Below are 13,243 nucleotides of genomic sequence, written 5' to 3'. Positions count from 1 at the left end.
ATAACTCAACTGCTCTGGCTTTAGCAGCGGGTAAAGCTGCGTTTTCCTTAAGTTAACGGTGAGTCGTACATCAGGGCAGGGAAAACGACAGCTAACACCAGTCCCTTTGATGTAAACAGTATGATGTCTCAGACTAAAGTGTTTGTCACTAGATTGACTACAAAATTATGCAGTTTTTATCAAAGATGAAAACTTTAATAAAACCGGGAAGAATCTTGTTGCGTGCGGATAAAAAAACCACCGTTTTTTACGGTGGTTTTGAGAAGCGGGTTTAAGGTTGTTCTGGCTTTAGAACTTATAGTTCCACTGCGCCGCCAGAACCTGGGCATTGTTGCGGTAGTTCGCTTGTACACCTGAGTTATAAATACGCTCGCCATTGGCGTTGTATTCATGCTCATCAATGCTGACTTTATTCATCCACATATAACCATATGCAAAATCGACGCTTTGAGCTGCGCTCAGATCCCAGGTTGCACCCCAGGTCCACCAGATCCGGTCCCCTGTGGGCACCCGGGCTGTTTTATGGCTGGTGGAGATAGGGTTTTCATCGTAAGCCAGACCAGTTCTTAACCTCAGCTCGTCGTTGTAGTGCACTGTAGTACCTAAAGAAAATGACCAGGTATCATGCCAATGCTCTGGGATATAGCCAATGTAACCTGCTTTATTCAGGTTTTGTGGCAGTTGAGTGCTTAATGAAAGACTGGGGCTGGCGTCATCGCTGACGATATCAATAGACTCAAAGCTGCTCCAGCCTGTCCAGGTTACACTGGCTTGCACAGATAACAGGTCGGTTATTTTCTGATCTGCACTAAAGGCCAGATTAGCAGGAGTGGTTAAATCCAGTTTGCTTTGCTCTGACAGATAGCTGTTAGCGGCCAGTTTTCCTGTAGCTACACTGACGGCAGGCAGCTCTGGACGAGCGATTATAAAATTAGGATTGCCAGCCACATTTGCGCCAGTAACAGGCGTATTAGTGATTTCTGAGTCACCTTTTAAGTTGTATTTCACTTCTGAGTGGTACACCAAAGCCAGTTTGGTTGAACCTAAGTCAGCATGAATACCAAAATTGTAACCGGCTGCCACATCATCGCCACTTACTTCGTAGTGGCTGTCACAATAAGCTGCGTTGTACACATCTGCGCCATATAAAGCATTGATATTGGTGCCCAGTTCACATAAACCTGAGTGGTCTTTGTATTTGGATAAAGTGCCTTCGGCGTAATTGATGTTAATACCCAGGCCAACAGACCAGGCTTCATTTAGTTTGTAAGCCACAGTAGGCTGCATGGCGACCACTTTGATGGCGGTTTCATCGGCAAAATAACGGCCAACCCAGTCATCATGGTAGTCAGACGACAGACCAAAAGGCGCATAGACACCAATACCCCAGCTTAAGTTATCGCTGATATGGTCAGTGTAAAATGCAAAAGGCACTAACTCAGCTAAGGTCAGCTTGCCAGAGTCGCGGCCTGAAACTGCCATACCATTTGCGCTTTGAGCTGACGCGTCAGTGTAACGGCTGGTTGCATAGATCAGATTTACACCACCGGAGAAATTCGCGCCTTCTAATTCAGTTAATGCAGCAGGGTTGGAATACAGCAAAGAAGCATCGGTGATCTGAGCGCCACGACCGGCATAAGCGTTACCGGCAGCGCTGACGGATTGCTCAAACAGTTTGTAGCCTTCAGCGAATGCAGACTGACTAACCAAGGCAAGGCTGATTGTCAAAGGGATGATTGTCAAAGGGATGATTGTCAAAGGTAATGAAGCTTTTCGTAACATTATTTTTGTACCCTGTAATGAATTTCGCGGCATTATAGGGGGACAAGGTCTTAGAGTACATGCTCTAAGTCTGGCAAAATCCGCTACTGGTCTGATCTTTCATTGACTAAAAAGTAGTGAAATTTGCCAAAATTTAAAAATGAACTCAGGCTGATTTTATGTTTTATTATTTTATCTAGTTGTTTTTAAACGGATTTATTCGTATTTTTCGAAATGGCACAGGGGATGCACTCCTTCTGCAACTGATTCGATTTTGTTTATTCAAGGATTAATTATGAAAAACCGCTCATTGCTTGCGACTGCTGTAACCACTGCCTTATTCGCCAGTTCTTTGGTCTTAACCGGATGCGGCAGCGCTGAAGGAAGTCCTGATGCTGCTAAAGTGGAAACTGTGATTAGCATTCCTGTTGAGGCCGCTGTAGTCAGTCGCGGTGAGATCAGCAGCTTGTACCGCACCACCAGCACACTGGAAGCCAAAGAGGACGCTGAAGTAAACAGCAAGTCCACTGGCATAGTGCAGCAGTTGTTTGTGGAAGAAGGTGATGTGGTCAAAGCAGGGCAGGTGATGGCGATTTTAGACACTGAACGTCAGCAACTGAATTTAGCCAAAGGCAAAGCTGAATTAGGTCAGTTGAAAAGTGAACTGGCGCGTTTAGAAACTATGTATCAGAAAAAACTGGTCAGTTTTGACTTGTACGACAAATTAAAATGGCAGGTTGAATCGTTGTCGGCTTCAGTGGCTTTGTCAGAACTGGCATTAAAAGAAACCCAGATCATTGCGCCTATCAGTGGTGTTATTGCCCGTCGTCATGTCAAAGTGGGTCAGTTGATCACTGAGTTTTCTTCCAAAGCTTTGTTTGAAATTGTGTCACAAGAGCGCTTAGAAGCTGTGATCAATTTACCTGAGCATCAGCTGCCTAACGCTAAAGTGGGCCAGGTGGCACACTTGCACTTTGCCGCTATGCCAGTTAAACAGGCCCAAATTATCCGTATATCTCCTGTGGTCGATGCGGCTACTGGTACAGCCCGGGTCACAGTGGGTGTGGATAACAGCGATCTGACATTAAAAGCCGGTATGTTTGCTCAGGTTGAAGTGCAATACGATGCAAAAGATGCTGCTTTATTAGTACCAAAACGTGCTGTGATGGCGATGGATAACAGCAGTTCAGTCTTTGTGGTGAATAAAGACGGTAAGGTTGAACGCAAAACTATCACGACTGGCTATGAGTCCGACAGCATGTTTGAAGTGGTGGAAGGTTTAGCCGAAGGTGATCAGGTGGTTACTGCAGGTCAGGCAAGTTTAAAAGAGCAAAGCCCTGTTCAGGTCATTGCGAAGAGCTAATCAATTCTCCCTCAGCAGTGGGGCGCAAGCCCCACCGTTATGAATAAATAAAAATAATTTAGGGATCTTCTATGAAACTAGTGGATATAGCCGTTGCACGTCCTGTCACCATGTGGATGTTCACTTTAGGCATTATGTTATTTGGTTTAGTTGCTATGGGGCGGCTGGCCGTCAATTTGCTTCCTGACTTGTCTTACCCAACTTTAACCATCCGTACTGAATACCAGGGGGCAGCTCCGGCTGAAGTAGAGCAATTGGTCAGTAAGCCAATTGAAGAAGCGGTTGGCATTGTCAAAGGTATTCGTAAAGTGCATTCCGTATCCAGAGCGGGTCGCTCTGATGTGATTATGGAGTTTGAATGGGGCTCAGATATGGATCTGGCAGGCCTTGAAGTGCGCGAGAAAGTCGACGTGCTTTATTTGCCGTTAGATGTGAAAAAGCCTTTGCTGCTGCGCTTTAACCCTAATTTAGATCCTGTGGTTCGTTTAGCGTTAAGCCGGGATGAAAAAAATGATTTAACCCCGGCTCAACTGGTGAGCTTACGTACTTTTGCAGAAGAAGATTTACGCCGCCGTTTAGAGTCTTTGCCTGGTGTGGCTGCAGTGCGGCCTGATGGGGGTTTAACTCAGGAAATTCAAATTCTGGTTAACAATGAAAAACTAAGCCAGCTGAAACTGGATATCAATACGGTAAACCAGCGTTTAAAAGAGCAAAATATTAATCAGGCAGGTGGTCGTTTAGAAACCGGCAGTCATGATTATTTAGTCCGCACTATTAATCAGTTTTCGAATTTAGATGAAATCCGCAATTTGTATATCGCCAAAGTGGGCGAAAGCCAAATCCGCTTGTCAGATATAGCCGAAGTGCGTGACTCCTTTGTTGACCGTCAGAGCATTACTTATGTGCATGGCAAAGAGGCCATTGAAATTTCTATCTATAAAGAAGGCGATGCCAATACAGTTCAGGTGGCAAAAACAGTGACTGCAAAACTGGGGGATTTACAAAAAAATCTGCCTGCCGGTTATCAGCTTACCTTAGTCTATGACCAGTCCACTTTTATTAAACAAGCCATAGATGAAGTGAAATCAGCTGCTTTTGCTGGCGGTATACTGGCTATGCTGGTGTTGTATTTGTTCCTGCGGAATGTCTGGACCACGCTGGTTATTTCTATCTCTATTCCGTTGTCGGTGATTGCCACTTTTAATCTGATGTATGCGCAGGATATCAGCTTAAATATTATGAGCTTAGGGGGGATTGCCCTGGCCATAGGTATGCTGGTGGATAACGCTATAGTGGTGCTCGAAAACATTGCCCGTTACAAAGAGCAGGGCATGGCCCCTATGGAAGCTGCGAAAAAAGGTGCCAGCGAAGTATCGATGGCGATAACGGCTTCTACGTTAACCACAGTTGCAGTGTTTTTCCCGCTGGTGTTTGTGGAAGGTGTGGCAGGGCAGTTGTTTAAAGATCAGGCCTTAACTGTCACTTATGCCTTGTTAGCCTCATTACTGGTGGCTTTAACACTTATTCCTGCTATGGCGGCCCGTGAGCGCACTGGTTCTGCTTCAACTGTGGCTTCTACTGCTGAAGCAAGCAAAATAACTATTAAACCATCCCGTTGGTATTTATGGCCGCTGGTGCCTTTCCATCTGCTGTATCTGGCTGTGCGTTTTTTATTTTTAGGCGTATTTACCTTGCTGACCATTTTGTTTCGTCTGGTGGCTAAAGCCTTAAGTTTTGTGTTTAAACCGCTGCTTCATCTGGTGCAGGTTTTTTTAGCCGCGCTGGAATCGGGCTACCGTGTGGTATTAACGGCTGCTCTGAAAGTAAAAGCTGTGGTGGTAGCAGCCACTATAGGCATCACAGCACTGATTTATTCACTGATCCCGGGTTTGGGTTTTGATGTGATCCCAAGTATGAGCCAGGGCGAGTTTTATGTTGAAGTGCAGCTTCCTGTGGGCAGCGCCATTGAGCGTACCGACAGAGTATTGAAACAGCTGGCTGCTGTGGCTTCACTGCAACCTGAAATTGATCGCAGTTATGCTCAGGCAGGTACAGGGCAGCAGATGACTGTGGATCCGAATGTGGGGGGCAGTCACTGGGGCCGTTTAAATATTATTTTAAAAGACAGCGCCACTAAGACCGATGAAGAACGCCTTATTCAACTGTTCCGTGATAGCGTAAGTTCGATGCCGGACCTGACTGCAAAAATTGACAGACCAGAGCTGTTCAGTTTCAGCACTCCGATGGAAATTGAATTGTCAGGCCATGATTTAAACAGCTTAAAAGCCACGTCCGATCAACTGGCAAAGCTGTTAGCCGCCAATAACAGATTTACTGATATCAAAAGCTCGTTACGTTCAGGTCAGCCGGAACTTACTTTACATTTCCACCACGACAGATTATCTCAGTTGGGTTTAACAGCGGCTGATGTGTCCAAACGTGTGGCCAATTATATTGGGGGTGAAGTGGCAGGCCAGTATTCGATTAACGACCGCAAAGTGGATATCCGCGTGCGTCTGGCGGAAAACTTCCGTAATTCAGAGCAGCAACTGTCGCAAATTATCATCAATCCAAATAGCCAAAACCCACTGCCTTTATCTGCTGTGGCTGATATTAAACGTGAAATTGGCCCAAGCGAAATTACCCGTATTGGTCAGCAGCGGGTGGCTTTGGTCAGCGCGAATCTGGCTTATGGTGATTTGGAGCAAGGCACAGCAGCGGCCAAAGCTGTATTGGCAGAGCTGACTCTGCCTTTTGGTGTGGGCGCCACTATAGTGGGTCAAAGTGAAGAAATGGAACGTTCATTTAATTCCCTGATGATGGCCTTGTTGCTGGCGGTATTTCTGGTGTATCTGGTGATGGCGTCACAGTTTGAAAATTTGCTGCAACCACTACTGATTTTATTTACCGTGCCTTTGGCTGGTGCTGGCGCTGTGCTTGGTTTATGGCTGACCGGTACCCGTGTGTCTGTTATCGTGTTTATTGGTCTGATTATGCTGGCCGGTATAGTGGTGAATAACGCCATAGTACTGATTGACCGTATCAACCAGTTACGTGCTGAAGGTATAGCGCTCAATGACGCCATAGTGCAGGCTGGCGCCACCCGTTTACGTCCGGTATTAATGACCACCTTAACCACTGTGCTGGGCTTATTACCTATGGTGCTTGGCAGCAGCGATGGCGCAGAAATCCGCTCTCCTATGGCTATTACTGTGATTGGTGGTTTAACCTTGTCGACACTGCTGACGCTGGTATTTATACCTGTGTTGTATCGCCTGACTACGCGTGACGTGCAAGCGGCTAAGGAGTAAGACTATGGATCATAAACCTTTAGCCATTACCCGTTTTGCCTTAACCCGGCCTGTGACTTTATGTATGTTGTTTTTGTCCTTGCTGGTGTTTGGTTTAATCGCCAGCCGTATGCTGCCACTGGAGAAATTCCCTGGTATCGACATCCCTGAAATTTATGTGGATGTGCCTTACCCAAACGCGACTCCCAGTGAAATAGAGCGTTTAATCACCAGACCAGTGGAAGAGGCGCTGGCCACTGTCACTGGTATTAAAAAAATGCGTAGTTTCTCCAGAGAAGACAGCGCAGGTGTTTCGCTGGAATTTAACTGGGAAGAAGACATCAATACCAAAAGTATTGAAGTGCGCGAACGTTTAGACAATATGCGCCATTTGTTGCCACGCGATGTGGAGCGGGTGATGGTGTATCAGTTTAATACCGCCGATATGCCTATATTCCAGTTGCGGATTTCCAGTGACCGCGACTTAGCCATGGCTTATGACTTGATTGAACGTGTAATTAAGCGTCCATTGGAACGGGTGCCTGGTGTATCCAGAGTAGAGCTCTATGGTGTGGATAAACGTCAGGTAACTATTCGCCTCGACCCACAACGTATGCGTAATTTACAGGTTGATCCGGCGCAGTTAGTGCAGCTGTTGCAGGAAAGCAACTTTGCAATGACTGCAGGAGAGCTGCGTAATCCCAATGAAAGCATACTGGTGAAACCTGTAGGTGAATTTACCAGTCTGGATGAAATTCGTGCTTTGCCTATACGTGCAGGTTTAACTTTGGGTGCAGTGGCTGATGTGGTACTGGAATTACCAAAACGTACTGAAGGCCGGCATTTACATCAGACCTATGCCGTAGGTATGAATGTATTTAAAGAGTCGAATGCCAATCTGGTGGATGTGTCCCGCGCCGCTATAGCAGTGGTGGATGGTGCAGGTAAAGATCCGGCCTTTAACGGTATTAACTTATTCCTGATGGATGATACCGCCAAAGGGGTAACGGATTCTTTATCTAACCTGTTAAGTTCAGGCGCTATTGGTGCTTTGTTATCTTTTGGCGTGTTGTATTTGTTTTTGCGTCATATCCCAACCACTTTAGTGGTGGTGTTGTCTGTACCTGTCTCTTTGGTTATTACGCTGGGCGCTATGTATTTCCTCGGTTACAGCTTAAATATACTGAGTATGATGGGCTTGATGCTGGCCGTAGGTATGCTGGTGGATAACTCGGTAGTAGTGACCGAAAGTATCTTCCGTGAACGAGCTGCAAATCCTGACATTAAAAAAGCCACTGAACTGGGTGTGCACCGCGTCAGCCTGGCTGTGCTGGCTGGCACTGCCACTACAGCTATCGTATTTTTGCCTAATATCATAGGGCAAAAAGTGGATGTGACTGTATTTTTAGAACATGTGGCTATTGCCATTACCATAGCGCTTGGTGTGTCTTTATTAATGGCGTTAACCTTAATTCCATTTTTGACCACCAAAATTAAGCAAATTCACAGCAGTGACAATGCAGCGCCAAGTAAGCTGGAACTATTTTATGGCCGCTGTTTACGTTGGGTGATGCGCTCACCTAAAGCCGCCACTTTCATCGCTTTTCTATTGTTGGCCAGCATTGCTGTTCCTATCAGCCAGGTGTCAGGTGGTGATGACGATGGAGGTGACAGCAACCGAGCATTCCTGAATTACAACGTGCAAGGCAATTACAGTCTGGCTGAGGTAGAGCAGGAAGTGGATCGAATGGAAGCCTATTTGTATCAGCATAAAGAAGAGTATGAAATTGAGTCTGTGTACAGCTATTACAGAGCCAATCATGCGATTTCTATCATTATGTTTAACGATCCGCTGATCAAACCTGTGGCTGAAATTAAAGAAAAGATCCGTAAAAACTGGCCGCAACTGGTGCGCTCTCAACCTACCTTTGGCTGGAGTGACAGTGGTGGTGGCATGCAGGTGCACTTATCTGGCCCATCCACTGAAATGCTGACTAAATTAGCCGCTGATATAGTGCCTGTTATTTCGCAAATCAAAGGCCTGGAAGATGTGCGCTCTGAGATATCAGATGGTCAGTTTGAAATGCAAATTCTGCTGAACAATGAAGAGTTACAACGTCAGGGGTTAGATGCGAGCTCAGTGGCTCAGGCTGTGAGTTTGGCGCTGCGTGGCACCAACTTACGCACCTTCCGTTCTGAAGATCAGGGCGAAGTGCAGCTTCGGGTCTTGTATGACGAAAAAGTCAGTCATTCACCTGCAGAGTTGGCCGCTATTCCTGTGCTGGTGAAAGACAATGTGGTGATCACTTTAGCTCAGGTGGCTGAACTGAAAGTAGCGCCGCTGCTTTCGGAAATCCGCCGTTTTAACCGTCAGACCACCCTTGCCATAGGTATGAATATGGGCAAAGAGCTGACGATGGACAAAGCCAAAGAAGAGCTGAAAACCCGTTTAAATCAGCTGCAATTACCAGCTGGTTATGCCTGGTCTTTTGAAGGCAGCTTCCAGTATCAGGATGAAGCTCAGGGCATAATGCAAATTAATATGTTGCTGGCTGTGGCTATGATTTATCTGGTGATGGCGGCTTTGTTTGAATCTTTAATTATGCCAACTGCGGTGATTGGCTCATTGCTGTTCTCTTTTGTTGGTGTGTTCTGGGCCTTTTTATTCACCGGTACTTCTATGGGCATTATGGGCATGATAGGTATGCTGGTGCTGATGGGCATAGTGGTGAATAACGGCATAGTACTGGTGGACCGTATCAATCAATTACGCCACGAAAGCCCGGATGCAGAGCTGGTGCCTTTGATTATCGAAGCCTGTGAAGCACGGTTACGTCCTATTCTGATGACGGTATCTACCACTGTATTGGGTTTATTACCTCTGGCATTTGGCGATGCCGCTATAGGTGGTGACGGCCCAAGTTATGCGCCTATGGCTATCGCTATTATTGGTGGTTTGGTGTTTTCTACCTTAACCAGTTTATTGCTGGTGCCATTAACTTACTGGGGTTTAATCCGCTTTACCATCCGCTGGTCTGGCTTTTTAGGCAAAGCCAGGGGGCTGGCGAATAAGGTGATTACAGCGCCTTAGTTAGCGAGGTGGACACAGGAGTAACCTAGGCATTATTAAGATTGGTAGTTTTTAAGAGGACTCTATGAACAAGTTTTTTAAATTGAGCATGTTAAGCCTTGTGTTTTTTGTATCAGGTTGCGCCAATATGATTGGTTTTACTGGCGCAGATACGGGTAAGAGAGTTGGTGGTTGGGTTGAATATAATATTAATCATCCGGGCCTGACTATCCAAATCATTGAGCCATACAGTGAAAATCTCATACCAATTTCGACTGTAGGAAAAACGTCACCATCACCTTTGCGGCATACGGTCTTGTTTGGCACGCAAACAAATCAGCATAAATTGGAAATAGTTGGCCGCTACAGCAAAGAGCTTTATCTGGATGGCAAGTTTTACGGCACGATTTTGTTTGGGGATATTTTAATTCACGATGGAAGTCTTTCAATAGGCGGTAACTTGGTATCAGCAGTTGAAAACTAACACGCCTTTGGGGTCATCAGATTAGACGAGAAACTCACAGAGGAGAACCAACAGAGTCAGGTCTTGAATGTTGCGTGGATTGAGTTGAATTATTTATAAAAAAATTCATAAATGCATGTGCCTTGTAAAATGCAATGCCTGACTCGGTTAGCTAAGTTCAAAGTAGTGCAAGACCAGCAGTGATTGCTGACCAAGAGCAAATGTCGCCCTTGCTCAGGCCATTTTTCCGTCCTTTTATCCCAGTCTGATAGCGCAGGCTAACTGCCTGGTGTTTACTTCCGGTTGCACGATGATTAACCAGGCATATTGTTAGTGTTGGGCGGTATTTAACCGCCCTTTTTTATTGGGGGCGTGGTATGAAACTATTCACAACAGTAGCCTGGCTGCTCAGTTTTTGGTGTTGGCACATTCAGGCGGAACAGTTATTAAGCCTTCAGCAGCAACAGGTATTTGCTGCCGAACGCGCTTTTGCCAAGTCGATGGCTGACCGGGATTTAAAGGCGTTTGAACAGCACTTATCCGATGAAGCCATTTTTTTCGGCGAAGCAGTGCTTAAAGGAAAAACTGCTGTTGTTGAAGGCTGGAAAGCCTTTTATCAAGGAAAGGATGCGCCTTTTTCGTGGGAGCCAACACAGGTTGAAGTGCTGGAGGATGGGACTCTGGCATTAAGCAGCGGACCTGTCAAAGATCCGTCCGGCAAAGTAATAGCGACCTTTTCATCCGTCTGGCGGCAGGAACAACCCGGGGTCTGGAAAGTGGTGTTTGATAAAGGTTGTGCTCTGTGTCACTGTGATAAAAAGACGTAAAAAAACCATCATCATTGTTGCTCGGATGAAGTGGCTTGTTGTTGTGTTTGATAGCGCTGCTACAACCAATAATACAGTTGCGTTCACGTTTATAGCTCAACAGTTACTGTTAGAATTTGAGTTTCCGACCTGCAGGATCATGTCATGAGCTACTGCTTTAGCTTACAAACTATTTGAAGTGACGCAGAGCATCCTGGCGGCCATGCAGCACTCTAATAATTTCAATCTGTCCGGCAGTCAGTCGATAAAACAAGGTATGGCTTTGAATGGCTAAACTTCTGATATCAGATAAAATTTCCGCACGCTCGACACCAATGAATGGTTGTTCAGTAAGCAACCACAGTTGATTTTTAATGGTAGACAGTAGCTTTCTGATTGAGCTTGTCCCCATTCTCTAATTCCGTACTTGTAGATATCTTTTAGGTCATTTTTAGCAGCAGGCGCAATAATGAGCTTGTAAGCTGCCATATGTTTAGCCTTTTATGTCGTCAAATAGTGAATCCAGCATAGCTTTGGATTCAATCGCAATATCTTCACCTCTGTCCAATTGATCAGTGCCAACTTTCAGTTGATCGCGCAGCAACGCGAGTTTCACCTGATGGATCCAGTCTTCGTGAGTATCCATAAAACGTAATGCTTCGCGGATCACTTCGCTGGCATTATTGTACAACCCACTTTCAACTTTGGCTTTGATCCGGGACTCTAATTCGGGCGTCAGAGATATATGCATGATGATCTCAAAAGGTAAAAATGACTATCTAACATGCTAGATATGGCTACAAAGATTGTCAATCTGTGTAGCGGTGTCAGTGGGATCTCTCTGTTTTAAGCGCTACTTTGTTGCTTCAGCCTGCAATTTTTCCAATTGCAGCCACAATTCTTCCGCTTCAGCTGTTAAATCGGCAAATAAACGCATATCACCTTTTCGCTGCGCCAGCATGGCTTGTTCTGCTTTGGCATCGTATTGTTGGCGTAATTTTTTGACCGGGTCGCGCTTTAAAAAACTAAACATAGATGGCTCTTGGGGTGAGGCTGAACTGGATGCAGTGTAGTACGCCCAGTCCAGCCGTTTAGCCCACTAAAAACTACAGTGCTTTTAAAATCGCATCCACTGTGGCTTTGGCATCACCAAAACACATCTGAGTATTGTCTTTATAAAACAAAGGGTTGCTTACGCCAGAGTAGCCAGTGTTCATCGAACGCTTAAACACTATCACGTTGTGAGCTTTCCATACTTCCAGCACTGGCATACCAGCAATAGGACTGGTTGGGTCTTCTGCCGCAGCAGGGTTGACTGTATCGTTGGCGCCAATCACCAGCACCGTATCTGTGTCGGACAAATCTTCATTAATTTCATCCATTTCCAGCACTATGTCATAAGGCACTTTGGCTTCAGCCAGCAGCACATTCATATGACCGGGCATACGACCGGCCACAGGGTGAATACCAAAGCGCACTTTGATGCCACGGGCTTTCAGCTTTTGGCAAATCTCCGCCACCGGATACTGCGCCTGTGCCACCGCCATACCATAACCAGGGGTGATCACCACAGAGCTGGAATTTCTAAGTAAATCCGCCACATCTTCCGGACTGATTTCACGGTATTCTCCTTGCTCTTCGTCGCCCGAACTTTGTTTTGCATCCACCTGACCAAAACCTCCGGCTATAACGGAGATAAAAGAGCGGTTCATGGCCTTACACATAATGTAAGACAAGATAGCGCCGGAAGACCCCACCAAAGCCCCTGTGACGATCAGCAAGTCGTTGGACAGCATAAAACCGGCAGCAGCAGCGGCCCAGCCTGAGTAAGAGTTCAGCATAGACACCACCACCGGCATATCAGCGCCACCAATGGAGGCAACCAGATGCAGACCAAATATCAAAGCAATCAGCGTCATGATCAACAGGGCAGGTTCTGCGCCATCAAAACTGACAAAATAAACCAGCAATACAGCAGATGCGATTAGCGCCAGTAAATTCAGTTTATGTTTATGCGGAATATTTAAAGGTTTTGAGCTGGCTATACCCCGAAGCTTGGCAAAAGCCACCACTGAGCCTGAAAAGGTGACAGCGCCGATAAATACCCCTAAAAACACTTCAGTTAAATGTACGGTAAGTTCTGCACCTGTAGTGGTGGCAAACTCAAAAAAGCTGTTGTAACCAACCAGAACTGCGGCCAAACCAACAAAACTGTGCAAAATAGCCACCAGCTCCGGCATTTGCGTCATTTCAACTTTCAGCGCCAGTCGAAGGCCTATGGCAGCACCTATCGCCAAAGCGATAAATAACGGCAGCATCGCATCCATGCTGACGCCTGCAATAGTGGCGAACAGGGCAATGGTCATACCCAGAATACCCAGCCAGTTACCACGACGGGCAGTTTCCTGTTTAGATAAACCGGCTAAACTCGCTATAAAAAAAGCGGCTGCCACTATATAAGATGCTGTGATTAATCCTTGTGTCATGGCT

Annotated in this window: 10 protein-coding genes; 5 read left to right on the top strand and 5 right to left on the bottom strand. The window is 46.0% G+C overall.

The features are described 5' to 3' along the window. Window positions 1-288 precede the first annotated feature (288 nt). Window positions 289-1,710 (bottom strand): OmpP1/FadL family transporter, encoded by a 1,422-nt coding sequence (locus J2W69_RS11255; RefSeq protein ID WP_310278280.1) that lies wholly within the window; start codon window positions 1,708-1,710, stop codon window positions 289-291. Between the two features lie 346 nt (window positions 1,711-2,056). On the opposite strand from J2W69_RS11255, the gene J2W69_RS11250 reads away from it, so the two are divergent. From J2W69_RS11250 to J2W69_RS11230, 5 genes are all read left to right on the top strand, one after another. Beyond that, window positions 2,057-3,124 (top strand): efflux RND transporter periplasmic adaptor subunit, encoded by a 1,068-nt coding sequence (locus J2W69_RS11250; RefSeq protein ID WP_310278277.1) that lies wholly within the window; start codon window positions 2,057-2,059, stop codon window positions 3,122-3,124. A gap of 71 nt (window positions 3,125-3,195) precedes the next feature. Further along, window positions 3,196-6,435 (top strand): efflux RND transporter permease subunit, encoded by a 3,240-nt coding sequence (locus J2W69_RS11245; protein WP_310278275.1) that lies wholly within the window; start codon window positions 3,196-3,198, stop codon window positions 6,433-6,435. Window positions 6,436-6,439: 4 nt separating this feature from the next. Beyond that, window positions 6,440-9,505, top strand: coding sequence for an efflux RND transporter permease subunit (locus J2W69_RS11240; protein ID WP_310278272.1), 3,066 nt, complete (start codon window positions 6,440-6,442; stop codon window positions 9,503-9,505). A 64-nt stretch (window positions 9,506-9,569) separates the two neighbouring features. Next, window positions 9,570-9,968: a hypothetical protein gene (locus J2W69_RS11235; RefSeq protein ID WP_310278269.1), complete on the top strand. Its 399-nt coding sequence runs from the start codon at window positions 9,570-9,572 to the stop codon at window positions 9,966-9,968. Between the two features lie 356 nt (window positions 9,969-10,324). After that, window positions 10,325-10,774, top strand: a complete 450-nt coding sequence (locus J2W69_RS11230) for a YybH family protein (protein ID WP_310278266.1) — start codon at window positions 10,325-10,327, stop codon at window positions 10,772-10,774. Between the two features lie 169 nt (window positions 10,775-10,943). Here the strand turns inward: J2W69_RS11230 and J2W69_RS20640 are convergent, their stop codons facing one another. From J2W69_RS20640 to pntB, 4 genes are all read right to left on the bottom strand, one after another. After that, window positions 10,944-11,165: a type II toxin-antitoxin system RelE/ParE family toxin gene (locus J2W69_RS20640; RefSeq protein WP_405047883.1), complete on the bottom strand. Its 222-nt coding sequence runs from the start codon at window positions 11,163-11,165 to the stop codon at window positions 10,944-10,946. A gap of 81 nt (window positions 11,166-11,246) precedes the next feature. Next, window positions 11,247-11,504 (bottom strand): type II toxin-antitoxin system ParD family antitoxin, encoded by a 258-nt coding sequence (locus tag J2W69_RS11225; protein ID WP_310278263.1) that lies wholly within the window; start codon window positions 11,502-11,504, stop codon window positions 11,247-11,249. Window positions 11,505-11,606: 102 nt separating this feature from the next. Then, on the bottom strand, window positions 11,607-11,786 hold the full coding sequence (locus J2W69_RS11220; RefSeq protein ID WP_310278260.1) for a DUF6435 family protein: 180 nt from the start codon (window positions 11,784-11,786) through the stop codon (window positions 11,607-11,609). A 73-nt stretch (window positions 11,787-11,859) separates the two neighbouring features. After that, window positions 11,860-13,239, bottom strand: a complete 1,380-nt coding sequence (gene pntB / locus J2W69_RS11215) for a Re/Si-specific NAD(P)(+) transhydrogenase subunit beta (protein WP_310278257.1) — start codon at window positions 13,237-13,239, stop codon at window positions 11,860-11,862. Window positions 13,240-13,243: the final 4 nt, after the last annotated feature.

It is taken from the genome of Rheinheimera soli (assembly GCF_031457405.1).
Taxonomy (GTDB): Bacteria; Pseudomonadota; Gammaproteobacteria; order Enterobacterales; family Alteromonadaceae; genus Pararheinheimera; species Pararheinheimera soli_A.
This window is presented reverse-complemented; position numbering and strand designations above follow the sequence as displayed.

Excerpts from the sequence above, each read along its gene's own strand:
- J2W69_RS11240 (WP_310278272.1), top strand. The coding sequence starts at position 6,440 with ATGGATCATAAACCTTTAGCCATTACCCGTTTTGCCTTAACCCGGCCT.
- J2W69_RS11220 (WP_310278260.1), bottom strand. The coding sequence starts at position 11,786 with ATGTTTAGTTTTTTAAAGCGCGACCCGGTCAAAAAATTACGCCAACAA.
- J2W69_RS20640 (WP_405047883.1), bottom strand. The coding sequence starts at position 11,165 with ATGGGGACAAGCTCAATCAGAAAGCTACTGTCTACCATTAAAAATCAA.
- J2W69_RS11250 (WP_310278277.1), top strand. The coding sequence starts at position 2,057 with ATGAAAAACCGCTCATTGCTTGCGACTGCTGTAACCACTGCCTTATTC.
- J2W69_RS11245 (WP_310278275.1), top strand. The coding sequence starts at position 3,196 with ATGAAACTAGTGGATATAGCCGTTGCACGTCCTGTCACCATGTGGATG.
- J2W69_RS11230 (WP_310278266.1), top strand. The coding sequence starts at position 10,325 with ATGAAACTATTCACAACAGTAGCCTGGCTGCTCAGTTTTTGGTGTTGG.
- pntB (WP_310278257.1), bottom strand. The coding sequence starts at position 13,239 with ATGACACAAGGATTAATCACAGCATCTTATATAGTGGCAGCCGCTTTT.
- J2W69_RS11235 (WP_310278269.1), top strand. The coding sequence starts at position 9,570 with ATGAACAAGTTTTTTAAATTGAGCATGTTAAGCCTTGTGTTTTTTGTA.
- J2W69_RS11225 (WP_310278263.1), bottom strand. The coding sequence starts at position 11,504 with ATGCATATATCTCTGACGCCCGAATTAGAGTCCCGGATCAAAGCCAAA.